Below are 19284 nucleotides of genomic sequence, written 5' to 3'. Positions count from 1 at the left end.
AATTGCCGCTTAGAAGGCACAGTGGTGTCCAATGCGCTTCAGGCAACCGAGATGTCAGGGTTTGCCGAGTTCCGACTTGATCCGAGTCGTTGAAATTTCGGGAGTACGGGGCAGATAGACGACTTCACATTTGTCTTTGAGGAAGTCGAACTTCCCCTCCCAATCGTCACCCATCACGAAGGTGTCGATGTGGTATTTTTCGACATCGGTGACCTTCTGTTCCCAGTTGTCTTCTGGAATCACGAGGTCGACGTAGCGGATCGCCTCGAGCATGTGCTTGCGTTCCTCATACGAGAAGTAGGACTTTTTGTCCTTACCAGCATTGAATTCGTCGCTTGAAAGCGCCACAACGAGGTAGTCGCCCTGCTCCTTGCAACGCTGAAGCAGGCGGATATGGCCGTAATGGAGAAGATCAAACGTGCCATATGTGATGACTCGGCGCATTGAAGGAACCTTCCAGACGATTGGTGCCTCAAGAGCAGGCGGATGGGAATAGCAGTTCAGCGGCAGTTTACCATTCTGTTACCTTAGGTTGCAGACGTGTAACCTGCCTCACGAATCAGCCTTTTGAAGACGGTCCTCGTTTCGTCGCTCGATGACGGATTTGCTGGCATCGATGAATTGAGAGATCTGTGCACCAGGCGACGTATCACCCAGATAACGTCGGCCCAGCTCCGTGGAGAGGACCCACGCCGATTCCGCCTCTGTGATGAGATCGACGATATCCAGGCTGTCATCTGCGGGGAGGGTAAGACAACGATCAAGAAGCCCCCCGGGCAGTACCTCGGCATCCGAGCTAAAGGGTTCGATCATGACGAGCGGCTTCTTCGATGCCAGCCAGTCGTACGCCACCGAGGACATCTCGGCAACAGCGATATCTGCCATCTCGAACTGCCACGAAACGTCGGAGGTTCGATCCTGAAATGCTCGCGGATCGGATTCGACGATATCCTCAATGGCTTCAACTGCCTTTGCAAATTCGCTCTTGATCACCCCAGTACGCGGATGAGGACGAAAGATCACTCGATATCCCGCATCGAGAAGTTTGGTGACGATGCTCGCACCATTGTGTGCGATTGCCCCATAGGACATTGACGGCGAGTCTCCCTCCCATGTCGGCGCATAGAACACTATCTGCCCATCAGGCTCGGCTGCGGCAAAGTTGCGCCACACCTCCGGAATCGCCCGGGGTCGATCCAGCTGAGGACGCCCGACATCGAGCATCTTCTCGTCACACATCCCATAGAGTGTTCGCCCAATGCGCTCCCGGGCCGCCTCTCCTGCGGTAAAGACAAAGTCATAGGCCTTGAGCTGATTGGAGATCATCGAGACCTTCTCACTCTCTCCATGGCTGAGATGAACGTGAGCGGGACCCGGATAACGCAGTGATTGAAAGTTGGGCGTCGCCTGATTGACGTAGAAGACGGCTCTCAAGGACGACGACGTCATGAACTCATCGAGGCCCTTGGTCAGACGCGAGAACCGAATTGGGAGATCGGTGACCGTCTTCAGATGCTTGGCAACGATGGAGCTGCGGACAATGATCCCAAACGGGCGATCGCCAAGACCCATGCTCTTCATCTCTGCTTCCAACTGTTCGAACGGCCAGATCCACTGTTCGAGCTGATAGACCGAATCCATTCCGACGCCGAAATAAGCGGCAGCCACGAATTCGTCCGTCGCCTGTGGGTAGAAATCACCAGAGAGTCGTGACTCTTGAATCCGGTCGCGGAATTTTCGCGCACCGAGCTTGGCCGCTGACTGGGCGAAGTTGACCCCTTTGATCGCTTGATGCGAGAGGTCATCCGGAAGATTGGTCATAGGACTATTGTGCATGTGCAGATTCGAAGACCCTGAACCGGCCCTCCTCTTATGCACAACATGACCTGCCATTATGATCAATTGAGCCGAGAGGATCAGCCGAATACCACTTGGGTAAATTCATCGATGACCTCTTTGTTGTAGGCATCGCCGTCGAATGGCAAGGCATGAATCTGCCCTTCAAGGAACGCCTGCATTCCATCTGCCAGTGCAGCCTCATCAGTATCGACGACGAGTCCCCCGCTGCCTTCCATCGCACTGTGCACCGATCCGAACCTCGTTGTCACGATGGGCAACCCGAGGACTCTTGCCTCGAGGATCACAATTGGCTGACCTTCGTAATCGCTGGACATGACAAAGCAATCGCACGCAGTCATCACCGAGTAAGGATTCCGCAATCGACCGGTGAACTCCACTGATCCTGCGATGCCCAAAGAGACCGCCAGCTGTTTGAGTTCCTTTTCCAGCGGGCCTTCGCCGATGATAACGAGTTTGGCTCCTGGAGTCTCCCGGGCCACCAGAGCAAACGCACGTATCAGCCGAGCATGATTCTTTTCAGGCGACAGCCGACCCACTGTGACAAATGCTGCCCCTGCTCCACTATCTACAAAACTAGACAGGCTCTGCTGGCGATTAGCCTCGGAGATAATATCTTCGAACGAGTACCACTCTCCCAAAGCTTTGACTGCGTCTCCCAGATTCCGCAACGAATAGTCTCCGGCGGAAGGGTTCTCGAGCATAGTTCCACCACTTCCAGATTGGATCCGTTCAACGTTGATCGTGTTGCGGGCACTGGTGAATTTTTCGCTGGGTGCATACATGCTGAGATTCGTCCGGTTGATCTCTTTGAGGTCCGGCGAAACTGACACTAACGCATCGAAATCACGGTAGAGCTTGAAAACTCCAGTCAGGTTCTGGAAATGAGGACGAACACCGTTCACTTCCCGTTCTGCATCCGCCTCGAGGTCATTATGCAACCAGATTGCCTTCTTCGCTGCCGTTGCATGCGCCACGATTCGAGTCCAATATGAGGAATAGCCGCTGAAATCAACTGCTGCATCGAATTCAGCGTTACCGAAGATTCGTCGCCATTCCCAGTCCCACACGGCCGTGTCTTTATCGCTGTCTGGCAGATCGTCTATCGAAGACTTGTCCAATTCTTGCATACTGCCCAACAGGGGTAATTGGAGAATACTCGGATCCCGAATGAGCTGTCTGACGTGGCTCGGGATCATTGCAGCGTTCTCCTTACGGTCCCTCTGATCGGATCGATAGAAGAATGCTGTGACGTCGTATTCACTGCTGTCTATGCTGTTCAGAAGATTCAACGCAGATGATGTGATCCCGTTCGTGATCATCCCGCCGAGGTATATCACTATCTTCTTTCGGCCGTCACTGAAATCTCTTTTGACGTTGTAGCCGGACTCTTGACCGCCGAAGACGATATCGAGAACTCTTTTCCCAGCTCCCCCGTCATCGTGGGGAGTCAGTTCTTCCGATAGTTTCACATATCGTTCCAGCTCATCTGGGAACGCGGTGGCAAAACTGCTCCGGTCGCGCAACTTCATAACATTCTCGTTGAGTTCTTCCACTGACCGAGAGACCGGGCCAGGAAGCTCCGAGGTCTCGAGATACACGCCACGATCGCTCGCATAACTGTCCGAATCCGGAATGTGGAACGCAACTGGTCGTCCTGTAGCCAGATAGTCAACAAAGATGCTCGAATAGTCCGTGATCAAAAGGTCAGTGATGGCGAGCGCTTCATTTGCCGGCACATCGTTGTGGATCAGGAAATCGGAGAATTCAGGGTCCTCAACCAGCTGGTCGAAAATAACCTGGTGCGCCTTGAGGAGTATGACCCAATCGTGGAGTTCAGGGTTCGCACGCAGTGCTGCCAGAGTGGCCTTCAAGCGGCTCGCGTCAGCATTCGGTCGGTAGAAAGATTCTCCTCGCCACGTGGGGGCATAGAGCAGAACCTTCTTCCCTTCAGTTTCGACCCCTCGGTCCCTCAACGACTGCCTGGCGAGAGCCCCGGCATCCGGCCTGAACATGCAATCAGACCTCGGATACCCCTCTTCTACGATTGCACCTGTATACACATTATTCAGCTTGTATGCGTTCAGATACATTTGATTGGTCATAAAGGCGTTCTGCGACAGAAGATAGTCGGCCGACATAAAATTCCTGAGCACGTTCCTCGCCCCGTCAGCACCGCCTTCGATGTCGTAGCCCATCTTCTTCAACGGAGTGCCGTGCCACATATTCACATAGGTTTGATCTGGGCGCTTGACGAACTCGGCCGGGAAAGTTGCGTTGTTGACCAAGTACTGACTGCTCTCGAGCTTCTCGAAGTAGGACGTTGACTTGTATTTGACGAAGCTCACGCGCGAATGTCCTGCAAACTTAGTACGAAACTGTGATGACCATGCTTTGTCGGACAACACCCACGTGTGGCGAAAATTGCCGAAACGCGGATCCTCAAGCATCTGCCGAAACAGTGCCTCCGGATTGCACAGAGCCCCATTGCCTGAGAACGACTCCCAGATGACGGTGCCTCGCTTCAGCGGTCCGGTCAGAGCCTTTGAAAATGCCCTGGACCGCACGGCGCTCGATACTGATTGCTTGTTCTGGCGCAGCTGGCGGGACCACTGCACTCGTTCTTTGCGCAAATAGGCAGCCATCGCCGACGGGAAGACGTTCAGAAGAACACGCTTGGTCCGGGGTCCTATTTGCAATTTGCTCCACTCGCTAGAAAGTGACCACGATCATGGCCTTGGGGAATGAGTACCGAAGTTTCGACATTCAGAAGACGCCAACTAGTCTATCGCCAGAGCAAATGTACACTGGCCAGACACTCCATGGACAGCTCACGTTGACCGACTATTTACGTGTGCTCCTAAATCACGGGATGGATCCTCATATCCGTGCCCGAAGCGTTGACCAAGGGAATCACACGTGTCAGTACAAGAAAAAGCCGCACCAAAGAGTCTTTTGAAGCACCGCAAAATGGCGGGCCGCGAGTTCTGGAAAGACAAAATTCGGACCCCAGAGGAGCTGAAGACTCGTCAGGCAGAGTACGTCATATCGGTGCCGACTAATTCAAATGTGGTGTTCTACGAGAGCATGTCCGGCGCGAGAATGATGGACTCTCCGTACGCACTCTTCCTCCACCTCTACCGCGATCCTAAATTCCACATTCTCCATCACGTGTGGTCGGTGAGATCAGAAGATCTGATACCGGAAGAGTTCCGGGGCGATCCCCGCGTCACTTTCGTCACCCGGGGCACCGATGCCCACCTTTACTTCCTGGCCCTTGCCGGCTCCATCATCGGCAATTCAGTCCTGCCCGAACACTTCGTCCGCAAACCCGACCAGAAATATCTCAACACGTGGCATGGAATCGCTTACAAATCGCTGGGCCGTACAGATGCTTCGCCGTTGGGCGCTGCTGGGAGCGTCTACAACCTGCTACAAGCGACCCATGTTCTGACTCCCTGCCCTTATATGACCGAGGTGGAACTGGCTCGGTTCTCTCTTCGAGGAGTGTTCTCGGGCTCCATGGCCGAGATCGGCTATCCCCGCCAGGATCTGACTTTGAATATGTCAGAGTCAAGCGCGCTGAAGCTGCGCGAGACTTTGGGCTTGGATCCGACAAAAAAGACTGTTCTCTATGCACCAACCTGGCGCGGCAACAAAGGGTCGGCGCGATTCGATGGCGAACAGCTCCAAAGAGATATCGAAGCCTTGGCGAAACTCGACGCGAACGTCATTTTCCAGGCACATCACATCATGCTGCGCCATATCAAGAATGTCGACTACGGAAACATCGTTGTGCCGCCAGCCAATACAAGTGCGAATGAACTTCTCGCAGTGGTCGATCTGTTGATATCTGACTACTCGAGCATCTTCTTCGACTTCCTTGCAACAGGCAATCCCATCGTCCACTATCTCTACGACTACGATGACTATGCCGAAGACCGAGGACTCCTGCTCGACCAGCAGGATCTACCGGGCCCTATAGTCTCCACCGCAGACGACTTAGTGTCGATAGCAACGAATCTGATTTCAGCGCCGTATCAACCAACTCCTCAGTATCAGCAGGCTAGAGATAGGTTCTGTCCTCATGACGATGGGCAAGCCTGCCTTCGCACGATTCGCTGGTTCATGTATGGCGACGATTCAGGTATCAAGCAGGTTGAAGCACGCCCTCGGCAAACAATTATCTTCTGGGGTGGTCGACTCGACAAGACGAGAAAGACCGAAGCCTTCTTTGACACCTTGGACACTGCCACAAAATTCGGAGACAAGGACGTCACGCTCTTGGTAGCCCATTCTGTAAAGTCGAATGCTGTCGCGATGAACCGGATCAAGCAGCTGGATCCGTCTGTTTCGATCGTCGCGCGCAATGATTTTGAAATGATTATGACTGCGCAGGAGAGACAAGCTCGTCATGGAGCAGACATTTCCCCGGTACCCGAGGAGCGCATGGAGAAGAACTCCGTATGGAACCGTCTGAAGGACGCATTCGTACGAAAAGCTCCGGTGACCGCATCTGAAGACGAGCCTCTCGAGATGATGTACCAACGAGAGTATCGAAGAGTGCTGGGCGATGCGCAGTTCGATGAGTTGGTGGAGTTCGAAGGTCTGTCCGGTTTCTGGAGAAAGCTGGCTCAGCACGCTCTCAAATAGGAAAGTTTCTGAATTCGAGTCTGGTACCGTGCTGCTGTGATTCAGAACATTCTGTGGCTGACTCTTGAGACGAGCCCTGACGACATCCCTGCAATGATTGCTGAAAACGACGGTCTGCCTCGATATTTCCGTATAGACACATCTCTTGCAGCCAAGCCTGACCAGGACCTCATGAGGCTGGCGCTGAAGAACAGGCATGCGAAGGACCTATTGACTCGGCTCACCAATCTGGGCTTCTCCTTGTACTACAACACTACAGACGAGAGCAGGTTCATCCGGCATGACCGTATTGTGCACCACTGGCCTGCTGTCAAAGATGGAACATTCCAGGTCTCTGACGATGGGATCGTGCACCAGTTCGAGCGCCCAGAGTCAGGAACGATTTTGCGACTCGTCGTCATTTTCTCACCGATCAATTCAAAACCGCGCCTGATTCGCTACTTCCGCCCGTCCTTTGCCACATTGATGAAGTACGTTCCTCGCGATACTGCCATCCTCCGAATCGCTGACTTGGGAGGTGTCAAAGGAGCCTTCTATCTGGACACCAGCTTCATGCCTGACAACAGCTCAAGAATCCGACGACTCATTCAACGCACGGTCGATGAACATGGCGTCGATGCAGACAATGTTGTCCTCTTCGGCGCCTCTAAAGGTGGCACCGGAGCTCTGTACCACGGACTGACGGGAGGCTGGAAGTTCGTTTCGGTCGATCCGATCGTCACAGACAGCTGGTACGAGCAGTACGAAAACGACTACCACTTCACTGCTCACGGGATCTTCCCCCGACCGAAACAAGAAGTGTTCACTGAACTCGTAGGAAAAGTCGCATCTGAGCGGCCCGGCCAATCGCTCAACTCGGTATTAGTGACATCATCGAGATCACCACAGTACGCATACACATCTGAAATCATTCGTCCACTTCGCGATAGCCTGAGCGTGCTCGACAGCGGGAATCCGAATATTCTGAAGCACCCCGATGTTGCGCCCAAGACCATCTATGCGCAGGTGATGGCCATCAATACACTGTTGCTCGGGTTCAGCCTCCCCCTTGGAGAAGTGGCAGTCCCCTGAAGATTGTGACTGCCTGATACTGCGTGCCAGGTCATGCAATCTTAGACGAGTGAGTGATAACCATGTGTTCTGCACAATCGACTCTAGTTCTGCCCTCGGCTACGTTGGAGTCTTAGTCGAGCGAAAGAATCACTATGGCACGAGCACGCAGACACAAGTCCGAACCGATTGCCAAGCGCAAACGCGGCTCCGGCGCGACGGTTGAATCGCCGAGACCGATACTCCTCAGCCGCCAGATTGTGGGCAGTGAACCGCAGGAGATATCGGCCTCCTCAGACTTCGCCGAAGCACTCTCAAAACGAGCTTCGACAGACGACTCCCCTACCTCGGCAGCGTTCACTCAGGTCGTCATCCCTCGGTCCACGCCTGAACTGCTCGCGGAGATCGCTTCGGTGTGGGATCTGCACCCCGTCCTTGTCGACGACCTGTTCCACGCCAATCAGCGCCCCAAGGTCGACCGGTACGACGATGTCCTGTTCGTCGTCCTCAAATCAGCGGTCTACATCGACTCAGCGGAGGAGGTCGAGTTCAAGGAATTCCACCTCCTGATGAAAGACAACGCCCTCGTGATCATCTGCCAGGATGATCGGTTCATCGACGGGACACCGATCCCGGACCGTGCTGAGGACATGAACTCCTACTTCACAAGCGAGGAACGACAGTGGATCTCTGACAGGGATCTGCTCTCGCTCGGCCCTGAAGCCCTCGTCTATAGATTGCTCGACACAGCCGTCGATACCTACTTCCCCGTGCTGGACGGCCTTCAGGATGACAAGGACGGCATCGAACGACAGGTCTTCAGCGGAGACACCGCGGCAGCCGAACGGATCTACCTGCTCAGCCAAGAGGTCATCGACGTCCTCCACACGACCACTCATCTCAATCGACTCACTCAACGTCTGGGCAACGGCGCCACAAAGTACGCGATCCCGACCGAATTGCAGGCCTATCTCGACGACGTCACCGACCACCTCACCCGTGTCCTTGCCGAAGCTGCTGAACTCCGCGAAGCCCTGTCGCAGATCCTCAACGTCAACTCCACCCTGGTGGCCCAACGCCAGAACGAAGATATGAAGAAGATCTCCGGGTGGGCGGCGATCCTGTTCGCTCCGACCTTGATCGGGGCAATCTACGGGATGAACTTCGATGACATGCCCGAACTCCATTGGGCCTTCGGCTACCCGATGGCCATCGGGCTGATGGTCGGCCTGGGCGTGGTCCTCTACACCGTGTTCAAGGTGAAGAAGTGGATGTGAGAACATCGTCCGGACCATCACGATGATCATTCGAGCTTCGTCGCCGACAGAGACCTGCGGGTCAGCCGATGGGGAGAGGCCTCAGTCGAGGTGAAGTTTGATCCTCCAATCAAACTAACCGGACAAAACGCCACTGAGGCGATGATAGGCATCCGCCCGCTCACAAATTATGGAGCCGGCACCTGAGGGGAAGGCCTGGACACGTGCACAGATCCGGATCACGAAGGCACGACAAGAAGAACAGAAGATGTGAATCGTTCCTCCGGTTGGCCAGGATCACGCCGAACGGCGCTAGAAGATGCGGTGATGCGTGGAGCGTGAGAATTCGAAGTCATCAGCGCCACCTCCCCCGCCGCGAACTCTGGCAGCTTTAGTGCGTTCGACGATGAGATCACGTTCAACTTCAGTCACGGCCGCGGTGATTAATAGTGAGAACCAGAAAGGGATGGCCCGCTTCTCTTCCACTCCTCGACAGCTGCTCGGGCCCGAAGCGAGCCTACAATTAGTTAGTCAAGCGGTGCCGTGAGTTCGATGTTGATGTCATCCGGGTCCTGAAACGACAAAATGGCGATGCCCGTGTCAGCTAAGTCGATAATCTGCCCATGCTGGACACCAGCTTGAGTTAAGTTCGCTGCCGCTCGGTCGAGATCTGCACGCGAAGCAACGCCAAAGCTGACATGGTCAAGTCCGGTACGTTCGGAATCGAAGGTTTCCTGACCGACTGGACGAAGGCCGAACAGCGTGCCCTGCGGCGTCTGGTACACGGTGCCTCCGTAAAACTTATCCGGTGAATTCTCGACTCCGGGCTCACCTGCCTTGTCCGAGGCGTCGATAGCAACCGGCCATCCGAAGATCCGGTCGTAGAACGCTTTGGACCGCGCGATGTCGGTGACGGTCAGCCGGACGTGGGCGAAGCCTGAGCTCTCAATTAGTGCCATGGTGACAAGGCTACGCCCGCGGCAACCCTGGTCGAAAGTAGACACGAGGTGAGCAATAGGCACTAGAAAGAAGGGGTAAGCGGTACCAACGCCTCATCAAGGGCCCGGGCAAGCATCACCTGTCGTTTCCGGTGGTGTGGATGCTGGCTGCCAGTACACACACGGTTGGCGCCGTTGACGAAAATAGTTGAATTGCTGAGTCGATCTACAGCCTTCTTCGATCGGGTAGGGCCGTTGCATGGAACACTCCGTGCGGATCGAAACGCTCCTTGATGTCGAGCAGTCGCGACGTGTTCGGCCCATAGGCCACGGCAGTCTGCTCTTCTTCGTCCGGGCCCAGGAGGTTCGGGTAGCCGCCCGGCAGAGCGTGTGATGCCAGTATTGATACAGCAGTCTTGGTCCAGTCGGAGACTGTTTCTCCAGCTTCAATCAATTCGATCATCAGATGATCCTCACGCCGGCCAAACGCTGTATCCTCGACGCGTCGATCACTGGCCCGACCGTGGAAGTGATGAACATTCAGGAACGACCCGGACGACTCTCGGGCTCCATATGATTCGAGCAGTGCCGGGGCAACGGTCGGGGTCAGCGCCTCAATGTTTCGCGTGCCGATGGCATAGTGGGCACCGTCGGGCAGCACGCCGTCGAGCTGGCGCAGCTTGGCCAACGGGGTCATCACGGAGATGTCCACAGTCAGAGGTGTCGCGAGCCCGCTGAATTCCTCGATGAATGCGTAACCGTCGGCGAGGGGTCCCGACCATGTTGCTGACACCGAAATGACCGGGGTCCCATCATCGGAGGGCACGATTGAGAGGACGGCGGTAAGCTCGTCGGGCGCTTGGCTGACCAGATCGCCGTACCCGGCCAGAACCTGTTTCGCGTGCTCGGACGCAAACAAAAAGGATCCCACCAACACTTCTGTCAGCGAGTGCAGTGCTACCTCGATGGAGGTGACGACTCCGAAGTTTCCGCCACCACCCCGAAGCGCCCACAGCAGATCAGGATTGCTGTCCTGATCGGCTCGCACCAATCGGCCGTCGGCCAGCACCACCTCGGCGCTCAACAGGTTGTCGGTGGCCAGTCCGAGACTTCCGCAGAACGGCCCGTATCCACCTGCCAGGGTGAGGCCGGTCATGCCGACAGACCCGACGGTTCCAGTGGCGGCGGCGAATCCGAACCTGTCAGCGGCTACCGCTACATTTTCTGATGTAGCCCCTCCTGCCACGGTGGCGACGCCCTCGTGAACTGAGACCTCCTGCATGGTCGATAGGTCGATGACCAGACCGTCTGGACGTATCGCGCGGCCAGCCCAGTCGTGGCCTCCTCCTCGGACTGACAGCGGCAGCGTGAACTCGCGTGCCGTTCTCACGGCGTGCTGCACTTCGGCGGATGTTTCACATTGCACCACCAGGGCCGGGCGGTGGTCGACCGCTCCGTTCCAGATCGCTGCCGCTGCAGTGATCTGGTCCTCTTCCGTCACAACGCGCATCGGGTCGATCTGGTTCGACAGTGCCTCCCGCAGTGCCGAGATCGTTGTACTGTCTGGAGTCGTCATCGTCTCTTGAGCTGTCATCGCCTGCATCTTCCGTTCGCAGTTCGGCGCCTTGAGTCAGGTGCACCTGTTTGGACTGGTTATCGTTGTTAGTCAACCGAGCGGAGAAGAATCTCATTGACGGCAACATGTGGTGGTTGAGTGACTGCGAAGACCGTCGCTGCCGCGACGTCGTCGGGCCCGAGCGGTCGCAACGCCGAAGAAAACTCCGAGTCCGCATCACGGGTAGGTGCATGAGTGATGTGGGTGGCGAGGTCAGTTGTGGTCGCGCCCGGCTCGATCACGACGACTCGAACTCCACGAGTGGTCACCTCCTGACGAAGCGATTCGGAGAATGCGTTGACTGCCGCCTTGCTGGCGTTGTAGACGCCAGTCAGTGGTCCAGCGGTGCGGCCATCGACTGAGGACAGCTGAACGGTTGTCCCCTTGGCACGCAGAAGGTGCGGCAATGCGGCATGGCTCGTGTACATGAGCCCGAGAACGTCGGTATCGATCATTCGACGCCAATCCTCTGTGTTGGCATCTTCGATGGGGCCGAGCAGCATCAATCCGGCGTTGCTGACCAGGATGTCGAGCGTACTGAGCTGATCCACGCAGGTCTCAACGGCATCTCGGCAGGATGACTCGTCTGTGACGTCGAGGTCTATGGCCACTGCTGTTCCACCAGAGGCTTCGATGTCGTCGACGAGGTGGTCGAACAGTGGGCGACGACGCGCCGCGACTGCGACCACGGCACCCTGTTCGGCGAGACTTCGCGATATGGCCGCCCCAATCCCCGAGGAGGCCCCGGTGACCAGTGCCACCTTGCCCCGCAGCGTGCCGTCCGGTGACAGTTGGTCCTGCAGTGGCTGTGGTCGTTCACTGATGTTCAGGTTCATATGCTCTTCCTTCTGTCCGAGCGGGAGGCACGTTCATTTCACCGACTGGCGTCCGGTCAGGTGGGTGGGAGGTTATCGATTGCGTAGTGAGGGCCGATCTCAAGGGCCGTGGACAGGCTCCGCTGCGCCTCCTCGGCGCTCAGATCGTTGAGGGCGGTGCGGGTGGGCAGCGGTTGCCCCCATTGGCTGAAGTATTCGTCGAGTCCGGGTGGAGAGACGAGACACAGCATTCGAGCGTCGGCACCTGTGGAGTTGTGGAAGAAGTGCGGTGCACGCGCGGGGATATTGACGACTTCGCCCGCGTCGACGATGGTCGTTTCACCGCGAAAGGTGACGTCGATCTGTCCTTCGAGAACGTAGAACATCTCCTCGAAGTCGTGTCGGTGCGGCGGCGGGCCTCCGCCTGCTGGAACGAACATGTCGATGAGCGCATAGCGGCCTGCTGTGTCTTCGCCGTTCAGGACCATCGTGTAGTTGTCGCCGACCACCCCGTAGTGTTCCAGGCTCTCGTCCGTGTTGGGGCGCCGGACAGAGATGTCGCGGGTCGGGTCGTCGGTGGCGACGGGAGTGGGAGCCGGACCGCTCTCAGCTTGATTATCGGCCTCTCGGGAGATCAATCGGATGCTTGACGAGAGATTCCGATTGCTATGTTCCTCAGCGTGGACGGCAATGGTGCGGATCTCGTTGTCGATCGAAGCTTCGATCACAATATCGGGGTGTACGCGAAGGTTCACGACCCAGGTGGGGTCACATTGCGCTCCTTCGCCTGGCACCACGACGAACCAGTCGCCGCCGTCTCGCAGTGAGAGCACCGGAGTGATCCGTTCGGCGCGGTTGTCTGCGTCGCGAGTGTGCAGCAGCACCGGACCGAAGCCGGCGGAATCGACTCGTCCGTCGTTGGCTCGAAATGCTTTGATGATGCTGTCGTTGAGATCAATCATTTGAGTTCGCCCTTCCTGTGCGATGTGCATTCTGATTGGTGGTACTGGGAGTCGTCCGGCAGCGGCGTCAGTTCATGAACATTCCGCCGTCGACGTTGAGGGTCTGACCTGTGATGAAGTCGGAGTCTGGGGAGGCGAGGCTTCGGGTGAGCCCGACGAGTCCGGCTTTGGCCGCGACGTAGTGCGCTTGACCCGCTACGCCGGAGAAGATCGATGCGGAACTGATGTTGATGATGCGTCCCCAGCCGCGGTCCTTCATCAGGGGCAGGAGTGCGTGAGAGATCAGAAAGTTTCCTGTCAGGTTGATATCGATCACGGTCCGCCACTGCGCCGATGTCATGTCGACGAATGGGGTGAACGGAAAAGACCCTGCAGTGCCTCGGGCGAGACGTCGGTGGCGATGACAGTGTCCTTGTTGGTCAGAAATCGCGTGACGAGTTCCTTGCCGATGCCGGTGCCGGTGATCAGGACGACTCGTCCGCTGCTGTTGTTGTCATTCATGTGGATGTTCTCCTTGCGGTCTTATCGCTGGATCAGAGTTGTTCCAGTGCAGGTGGTGCTGGAGCCAGACCAGCCAAGAAGACTCGCTCCTGGCGGAGCAGATTCGCCTCCAGCCAGTCGTCATCCTGTGAGAGCGGCTGCGCGAGCATGGCACCGAAGAACACGACGTCGGCCGCCGTGATATCGGACCTGATGGTGAGATCGTCTCGACCTCGGTCAAGAATTCGGCCAATGCCTGTATCGATCTCTGCTCGAAGACGCCGTGATTCTTCGCTCAACTCATCGGGACCACCATGCAGAGGGAGGACGAGCTGATCGCGATGAGCAATGGTGCCGGACAGGAATACCTCGAGGGCGCCGATCGCCGGGCGTTCGCTGGCTGCGGCTTCTTCCACCACGTCAAGAACGAGACCGAAGGACCTCTCGGTGAGTGCCTCCAAGAGTGCTTCACGAGTTGGGTAGTTGCGGTACAGTGTGGCGATGCCGACTCCCGCGTCCCGGGCGATAGAGGCCATCGGCACCTGCCGTCCCTCCCGCAGCATCGCGGTCACCGCGGCCGCGAGAAGACGCTCTTGGTTCGCTAAGGCGTCACGGCGAGTCTGGGATTTATGCTGTGACGGGCCTTTCGGCTCGGCGTTCTCACTCATCGGCTCTGCTCCTTGATCCAGCTGGGCAGATCGAGCACTTCGGGCACGAGGGTGCGAGTCAGGCTCATGTCGGCACGATATGCCGGGAGCTGAGCGAACCAGGTGAACATCTTCTTCTGGTCCTCATCGGGCAAAATATCCACCGACATCGGCTCATACCTGGCTGGGATTCCCATCGCATGGGCAAATGCCGCGGCAATTTCCTCTCCGGTCAATTCGTCGCCGGCGATCTCTATTGCTCCGCCGGGAATGCCTGCAGGTTCCAACAGGGCAGCCGCGGCTACCCGTCCGATGTCGCGAGTGGAAACCATCTGCAGCGGCACTCCCTCCGGCAATGGCAGACGGACCACGAGAGTGTCGCCGTCCATTGTGGGTTGTGAGAAGGACGCAAAGTTGTCCATGAAGAATGCGGGTCTGATAAACGTTGTGCGCAGGTCCAATTCCTCGAGGTGTTCTTCGACGCGCCGCTTACTCTCGAAGTGGGGGATGCCGGTTGCTCGTTCGGCTCCGCCGACCGAGCTGTAGACCAACCTGCCGACGCCGGCTCGGTAAGCGGCGTTGCCGATGGCCAGACCGTGCTCAGTTTCGCCGCGTGTTCCTCCGGGCCCGGCGAATGTCGTCATGGCAAAGACTGCTGCGGCTCCGCGAAGGGCCTCTTCAAGTGAGCTGGCGTCGTTGAGGTCGGCGGTGACGAGTTCGGCGCCGGCCTGGCCCAAGTACTGTGCGCGCGGTGCGCTCGGGTCACGGACGAGCGCTCGAACCGGCACTCCCCGGCTCAGAAGTGCCGAGACAACGGCTCCGCCCTGCTGTCCTGTACCGCCGATCACGGCAATCGTGTCGCCCTTCGTTGTCAGGCTGTTGTTGGTGTTCATGTCCTATCTCCTCTGCTGTCGCGATCTCGTGCTCTCGCGGGAATCTGCGAGCCTGTACATCCATCAACTTCCAATACGGATGAATTATTCCACTTATTTTAAAAATCTTTCGCGCATGTCAAAGCTGAGCGCGATTAGACTGGGTAAATGGAACTTTCGTTCCGATTGAAGCACCCCGCGAGAATGACCACCAGCAGGCAGGCAGGCAGATCGCCGAGCACTCCCGCTGCGGATTTGAGGAAAGGCCACCGACGCATGAGCAGAGAATCCGAATTCACCTTGAAGCCCTTCGCTGAAGGCGATGCTGCAGAAGTGGCCGTGCTCCAGAAGTGCTGTTGGGTCCCGGAAGCAATGCTGAATGACACCCTGAATATCCCTGCGCTTCACGAGACCGTCGACGATGTATTGCGGTGGCCCGAGTCCTGGGAAACGCTGTGCCTGCGGCGTGGAGATCGACTTGTCGGTGCCGTGAGGGGGCAGTCCACCGGCGGTGGCTCCTGGGAGATCGGTCGCCTGATGGTGGCACCTGACTTGGCTCGTCAGGGTCTTGGTCAGTGGCTGCTCCAAGCCGGAGAGAGCCTGGCGCCCAAGGACACGACCAGATTCGTTCTGTTTACCGGGGTGAGAAGTGAACGAAATATTCGCATCTACCAGCAAGCCGGCTATGAGATCTGCGAACCGCCCTCCGACATCAGCGAGCATGTGGCTGGAACCGTCTTCCTTGCGCGACCCACGACTGCAGGAATTTCGACCGCAGTCTGAAAGCCCACCGCCGCGATCATCGCGGCCGACGGCACGGCTCTGGCCATTACAACAGGGGCCGCAATCGCCAGTGTCAGAACGAAGGACTACTTCACCAAGCACGTCCCGCGCAGCCGAAGACCTCGGCTACACCGGGTGGCCATCGCCTGCCCAACCACGTTCCTGAAGGCAAGCACTCGTCACGATGGACAAGGCAATCTGCTAGCTGCCCTCAGCGATGAGGACCTGTCCCTCGTCGAGGAGCTGCTGCCGGAGAACCAGACCGTTCGAGTCAACAGTTCGCACGACATCCACTTCGCGCAGACGAAGATCTACACCAACGCGCTAAACGAGTTCGCTGCCCGCGTCTGAACAGATCGATGGCGCGCGGGCGCTACTACCAAGAAGGTCTCAGTCGACCGTCACCTTCTTCGATTCGACATTGACTGTGACTTCGGTTTCGGTTCCCTTGTCATCGAAGTCGAACTGGTATTCGCGCTGCCCATCGTCATATTCGAGCTTCCAGCCGGAGACACGGCCTTCGCCCTCTTTCTTGGCCAGGTCGAACGCTTCGTCATACGTCATCGGAGATTCGAGGTCGATGGCCTTTTCCTTGTCATCGCTGTCTTCCGATTCGTCGCGAACGACCTTGCCCGTGTCTGCATCAATGACTACCTTATGGTCGGTCTTGCCGTCCATGATCTTGACATCGTATTCCCATTTACCGTCGTCACTGTCGTAATCGAGTTCGATTGCGTGCAGAACCCCGTCTTTGGCTTTGGCCTTATCCTGTGCCGTCTTGACAGCTTCCTTGGCCGAAGTGGATGGAGATTCCTTGCTCAGATCTGCATCTTCGGAAAGCTTGGAATCTGAGGTCTTCGCCTCGTCTGTGGAACCTTCATCGCTGGGTTCCGACGCATCCGCTGCCTGAGTCTCGGCAGGGGCCTGCGACTCTTGAGCTTCGTCATCTGAAGTGCCCGAGCACCCCGCGAGCGCCAGCCCTATTCCGAGCACACCTGCAACTGCAACCTGGGACATTCGATTCGTCTTCATACGGTCACGCTAACACTCGTCTGGTGGACTGAAAACCCCGCCGGAGGGCACTGAATACGCCACCGGTCGGAGGTCCATCAGACCTGCTGTCATCATTCTTCTGTTCTCATCCTGCTGTTCATTTCTCGTCCTCCGGGAGCTTGCCTGGCACCCATAGCGTCACAAGCGTGATTACGACTGAGCAGAACAAGGTCCGCCCTCGTCCTTCTACGATCCTCGCCGCCGCGGTGCTCACCCTGACGGCGACTCTCGGCCCCGGCGTCGTCGCCGCCTCCGCACACAGTCTCGGCTCATCCTCCGAGAACGGCTATGCGGCACCCCATCAGGTCTCCGAACTCGAATTCCCCACCACGATCTCCCACCGGGGCGGCTCCGACGTCTACCCGGAGGAGTCCATGGAAGGATTCACCGCCTCGGCGACGGACGGGTTCCTGCCCGAGATGGACATCCAGTTCCTCGAAGACGGCACCCCTGTCCTCATCCACGACGACACGGCCGACCGCACACTCAACGGAGCCAGCGGCCCCATCCGCAACCTCAGCCGCGAAGAATGGGACGCTGCGACCATCAAGCACCCACAAGGTGGCGAACCGGCACAGACGGTGACTCTCGATGAGGCACTCGACGAGCTCGGCGGGGAGGTCGTCATGGTTCCCGAGATCAAGCCCGGGGCCACTTCGGCGGAGGTCGATCAGGTTCTCGACGTCTTCGACGAACGCGGACTGGCCGACTCACTCATCGTCCAGTCCTTCGACTTCGAGGCGGCGAAGACCATCGCCGAACGCGGCTACACTTCCCTCTACCTCTCGGGAGCAACCCTGCCGCAGGAATCCTTCGATGAGATCGCCGCTGCTGGCATCGAATGGGTCGGCCCCAGCAAGAATCTGCCCACCAGGGACCTGCGCAAACTCGACAAGGCAGGCTTCCACGTCGCTCCCTATACTCTCGGGACGGCGAAGGACGGGCACCGTCTGCCCGGCTGGATCGACGGCTACTTCACGGACGATGCCTGGACGAACTAGCGGGCAATGCCGCCAGCCTCAGAGACGAAATGTGACTCCTGCCTGATGCCCAGCGGTGACGAGCCGATAGAATCGGCTCGTCACCTTTCTCTCGAGAAGTTGCAGTGACGTCCGACGCAGCGATGCCGCACACGCGACCATGACGGGCCTCAACAAGGAAGTGGATTCCTCGTCATGCCGCACCGGCATCCTCCTCACTGACGTGGCGTTGATGGAGTGTTCACCGACGAACACCGCCGTTGCGCACGAGAGGACAGCCTGCATCGCCTGCGGTAAACTCCCACCACAATTAAGGAGCACAATCTATGAACGCCCCTATCAAAGTCGCCGTCACCGGTGCGGCCGGTCAGATCGGCTACAGTCTCCTCTTCCGCATCGCCAGCGGCGCACTCTTCGGCCCCCACACTCCAGTTCAGCTGCGCTTGCTGGAGATCACACCCGCACTGACCGCACTCGAAGGCGTAGTCATGGAACTCGAGGACTGTGCCTTCCCCACCCTCGACTCGGTTGAAATCGGCGATTCGGCCGAGCACATCTTCGACGGCGTCAACCTCGCCCTGCTCGTGGGCGCTCGGCCCCGGTCTCAGGGCATGGAGCGCAGTGACCTCCTCGAAGCCAATGGTGCGATCTTCACCGCCCAGGGCAAGGCACTCAATGCAGTCGCCGCCGACGATGTCCGCATCGGCGTCACCGGGAATCCGGCCAACACCAATGCGCTGATCGCAATGCGCAATGCGCCCGACATCCCCGCCGAACGTTTCAGCGCGCTGACCCGCTTGGACCACAACCGCGCCCTGGCGCAACTGGCCAAAAAGGCCGCGGTAACGGTGGCCGACATATCCAAGATGACGATCTGGGGCAACCACTCAGCCACACAGTATCCCGACATCTACCACGCGGAAATCGGCGGAGTGAATGCAGCCGAGGTCATCGGCGACCAATCCTGGATCGAAAACGATCTCATCCCCACGGTTTCCGGGCGCGGTGCCGCAATCATCGAGGCGCGCGGGTCGTCCTCAGCGGCCTCTGCTGCCGCGGCGACGATCGACGCCGCCCGCGATTGGCTGCACGGCACACCCGAGGGCGACTGGGCCTCGATGGCTGTGGTCTCCGATGGCTCCTATGGGGTGCCTGAGGGACTGATCTCCTCCTATCCCGTGACAACTTCGGACGGGAACTGGGAGATCGTGCAGGGGCTGGAGATCAACGACTTCAGCCGCAGGATGATCGACGCCACCGTGGCTGAGCTGGCCGAGGAGCGTGAGTCCGTGACCGGTCTCGGACTGATCTGAGGTCGCGGGG

At 57.8% G+C, this 19284-nt stretch carries 19 protein-coding genes; 7 read left to right on the top strand and 12 right to left on the bottom strand.

Going from position 1 to position 19284, the window contains the following annotated elements; translation table 11 throughout:
* Positions 1–54: 54 nt before the first annotated feature.
* From tagD to INT29_RS13020, 3 genes are all read right to left on the bottom strand, one after another.
* Positions 55–444, bottom strand: coding sequence for a glycerol-3-phosphate cytidylyltransferase (gene tagD, locus INT29_RS13030; RefSeq protein WP_096157468.1), 390 nt, complete (start codon positions 442–444; stop codon positions 55–57).
* Between the two features lie 108 nt (positions 445–552).
* Positions 553–1821, bottom strand: a complete 1269-nt coding sequence (locus INT29_RS13025) for a CDP-glycerol glycerophosphotransferase family protein (RefSeq protein WP_193071906.1) — start codon at positions 1819–1821, stop codon at positions 553–555.
* A gap of 95 nt (positions 1822–1916) precedes the next feature.
* The gene (locus tag INT29_RS13020; RefSeq protein ID WP_193071905.1) at positions 1917–4502 is read right to left on the bottom strand and encodes a glycosyltransferase; all 2586 of its coding nucleotides are present in this window, start codon (positions 4500–4502) and stop codon (positions 1917–1919) included.
* Between the two features lie 274 nt (positions 4503–4776).
* Between INT29_RS13020 and INT29_RS13015 the strand changes: the two genes are divergently transcribed.
* The 3 genes from INT29_RS13015 (at position 4777) to INT29_RS13005 (ending at position 8837) form a co-directional block, all read left to right on the top strand.
* Complete coding sequence (locus tag INT29_RS13015) at positions 4777–6510, top strand: CDP-glycerol glycerophosphotransferase family protein (protein WP_193071904.1); 1734 nt, start codon at positions 4777–4779, stop codon at positions 6508–6510.
* Between the two features lie 36 nt (positions 6511–6546).
* Positions 6547–7581, top strand: a complete 1035-nt coding sequence (locus tag INT29_RS13010; RefSeq protein ID WP_193071903.1) for an XcbB/CpsF family capsular polysaccharide biosynthesis protein — start codon at positions 6547–6549, stop codon at positions 7579–7581.
* Between the two features lie 134 nt (positions 7582–7715).
* The gene (locus INT29_RS13005) at positions 7716–8837 is read left to right on the top strand and encodes a magnesium and cobalt transport protein CorA (RefSeq protein ID WP_193071902.1); all 1122 of its coding nucleotides are present in this window, start codon (positions 7716–7718) and stop codon (positions 8835–8837) included.
* 506 nt (positions 8838–9343) lie between these two features.
* On the opposite strand, the gene INT29_RS13000 is transcribed toward INT29_RS13005, so the two are convergent.
* The 8 genes from INT29_RS13000 to INT29_RS12965 all read right to left on the bottom strand — a co-directional run bounded on the left by INT29_RS13000 (position 9344) and on the right by INT29_RS12965 (position 15166).
* Positions 9344–9820, bottom strand: a complete 477-nt coding sequence (locus INT29_RS13000) for a VOC family protein (protein ID WP_319020903.1) — start codon at positions 9818–9820, stop codon at positions 9344–9346.
* 160 nt (positions 9821–9980) lie between these two features.
* On the bottom strand, positions 9981–11348 hold the full coding sequence (locus INT29_RS12995) for an FAD-binding oxidoreductase (RefSeq protein ID WP_226831205.1): 1368 nt from the start codon (positions 11346–11348) through the stop codon (positions 9981–9983).
* A gap of 68 nt (positions 11349–11416) precedes the next feature.
* Positions 11417–12205, bottom strand: coding sequence for an SDR family NAD(P)-dependent oxidoreductase (locus INT29_RS12990; protein WP_193071901.1), 789 nt, complete (start codon positions 12203–12205; stop codon positions 11417–11419).
* Between the two features lie 56 nt (positions 12206–12261).
* Positions 12262–13146 carry a nitroreductase/quinone reductase family protein gene (locus INT29_RS12985; RefSeq protein ID WP_193071900.1) on the bottom strand — a complete coding sequence of 295 codons (885 nt, stop codon included), beginning with the start codon at positions 13144–13146 and terminating at the stop codon, positions 12262–12264.
* Between the two features lie 67 nt (positions 13147–13213).
* Positions 13214–13462 (bottom strand): SDR family NAD(P)-dependent oxidoreductase, encoded by a 249-nt coding sequence (locus INT29_RS12980; protein ID WP_319020902.1) that lies wholly within the window; start codon positions 13460–13462, stop codon positions 13214–13216.
* A gap of 20 nt (positions 13463–13482) precedes the next feature.
* Complete coding sequence (locus tag INT29_RS12975) at positions 13483–13647, bottom strand: hypothetical protein (RefSeq protein WP_193071898.1); 165 nt, start codon at positions 13645–13647, stop codon at positions 13483–13485.
* 32 nt (positions 13648–13679) lie between these two features.
* A complete protein-coding gene (locus INT29_RS12970; protein WP_193071897.1) occupies positions 13680–14294 on the bottom strand; it encodes a TetR/AcrR family transcriptional regulator in 615 nt (204 codons plus the stop codon).
* Complete coding sequence (locus INT29_RS12965) at positions 14291–15166, bottom strand: NmrA/HSCARG family protein (RefSeq protein WP_193071896.1); 876 nt, start codon at positions 15164–15166, stop codon at positions 14291–14293. The genes INT29_RS12970 and INT29_RS12965 overlap by 4 nt, the downstream gene beginning before the upstream one ends.
* Before the next feature lie 255 nt (positions 15167–15421).
* Between INT29_RS12965 and INT29_RS12960 the strand changes: the two genes are divergently transcribed.
* Positions 15422–15928 carry a GNAT family N-acetyltransferase gene (locus tag INT29_RS12960; protein WP_193071895.1) on the top strand — a complete coding sequence of 169 codons (507 nt, stop codon included), beginning with the start codon at positions 15422–15424 and terminating at the stop codon, positions 15926–15928.
* 135 nt (positions 15929–16063) lie between these two features.
* Positions 16064–16279, top strand: a complete 216-nt coding sequence (locus INT29_RS12955; RefSeq protein WP_193071894.1) for a hypothetical protein — start codon at positions 16064–16066, stop codon at positions 16277–16279.
* A gap of 39 nt (positions 16280–16318) precedes the next feature.
* Here the strand turns inward: INT29_RS12955 and INT29_RS12950 are convergent, their stop codons facing one another.
* Positions 16319–16960, bottom strand: coding sequence for a PepSY domain-containing protein (locus INT29_RS12950; protein ID WP_193071893.1), 642 nt, complete (start codon positions 16958–16960; stop codon positions 16319–16321).
* A gap of 167 nt (positions 16961–17127) precedes the next feature.
* Here INT29_RS12950 and INT29_RS12945 point away from each other — a divergent pair, with 167 nt between their 5' ends.
* Both INT29_RS12945 and INT29_RS12940 read left to right on the top strand, forming a co-directional pair.
* Positions 17128–17982 carry a glycerophosphodiester phosphodiesterase gene (locus INT29_RS12945; protein WP_193071892.1) on the top strand — a complete coding sequence of 285 codons (855 nt, stop codon included), beginning with the start codon at positions 17128–17130 and terminating at the stop codon, positions 17980–17982.
* Positions 17983–18287: 305 nt separating this feature from the next.
* Positions 18288–19274 (top strand): malate dehydrogenase, encoded by a 987-nt coding sequence (locus tag INT29_RS12940; RefSeq protein ID WP_193071891.1) that lies wholly within the window; start codon positions 18288–18290, stop codon positions 19272–19274.
* Positions 19275–19284 lie beyond the last annotated feature (10 nt).

It is taken from the genome of Brevibacterium sp. FME37 (assembly GCF_014897485.1).
Lineage (GTDB): Bacteria > Actinomycetota > Actinomycetes > Actinomycetales > Brevibacteriaceae > Brevibacterium.
This window is presented reverse-complemented; position numbering and strand designations above follow the sequence as displayed.

What these genes read in the sequence shown, in the direction of transcription:
- tagD (WP_096157468.1), bottom strand. Translation starts at nt 444, where the DNA reads ATGCGCCGAGTCATCACATATGGCACGTTTGATCTTCTCCATTACGGC.
- INT29_RS13025 (WP_193071906.1), bottom strand. Translation starts at nt 1,821, where the DNA reads ATGACCAATCTTCCGGATGACCTCTCGCATCAAGCGATCAAAGGGGTC.
- INT29_RS13020 (WP_193071905.1), bottom strand. Translation starts at nt 4,502, where the DNA reads ATGGCTGCCTATTTGCGCAAAGAACGAGTGCAGTGGTCCCGCCAGCTG.
- INT29_RS13005 (WP_193071902.1), top strand. Translation starts at nt 7,716, where the DNA reads ATGGCACGAGCACGCAGACACAAGTCCGAACCGATTGCCAAGCGCAAA.
- INT29_RS12995 (WP_226831205.1), bottom strand. Translation starts at nt 11,348, where the DNA reads ATGACAGCTCAAGAGACGATGACGACTCCAGACAGTACAACGATCTCG.
- INT29_RS12990 (WP_193071901.1), bottom strand. Translation starts at nt 12,205, where the DNA reads ATGAACCTGAACATCAGTGAACGACCACAGCCACTGCAGGACCAACTG.
- INT29_RS12985 (WP_193071900.1), bottom strand. Translation starts at nt 13,146, where the DNA reads ATGATTGATCTCAACGACAGCATCATCAAAGCATTTCGAGCCAACGAC.
- INT29_RS12975 (WP_193071898.1), bottom strand. Translation starts at nt 13,647, where the DNA reads ATGAATGACAACAACAGCAGCGGACGAGTCGTCCTGATCACCGGCACC.
- INT29_RS12970 (WP_193071897.1), bottom strand. Translation starts at nt 14,294, where the DNA reads ATGAGTGAGAACGCCGAGCCGAAAGGCCCGTCACAGCATAAATCCCAG.
- INT29_RS12965 (WP_193071896.1), bottom strand. Translation starts at nt 15,166, where the DNA reads ATGAACACCAACAACAGCCTGACAACGAAGGGCGACACGATTGCCGTG.
- INT29_RS12960 (WP_193071895.1), top strand. Translation starts at nt 15,422, where the DNA reads ATGAGCAGAGAATCCGAATTCACCTTGAAGCCCTTCGCTGAAGGCGAT.
- INT29_RS12950 (WP_193071893.1), bottom strand. Translation starts at nt 16,960, where the DNA reads ATGAAGACGAATCGAATGTCCCAGGTTGCAGTTGCAGGTGTGCTCGGA.
- INT29_RS12940 (WP_193071891.1), top strand. Translation starts at nt 18,288, where the DNA reads ATGAACGCCCCTATCAAAGTCGCCGTCACCGGTGCGGCCGGTCAGATC.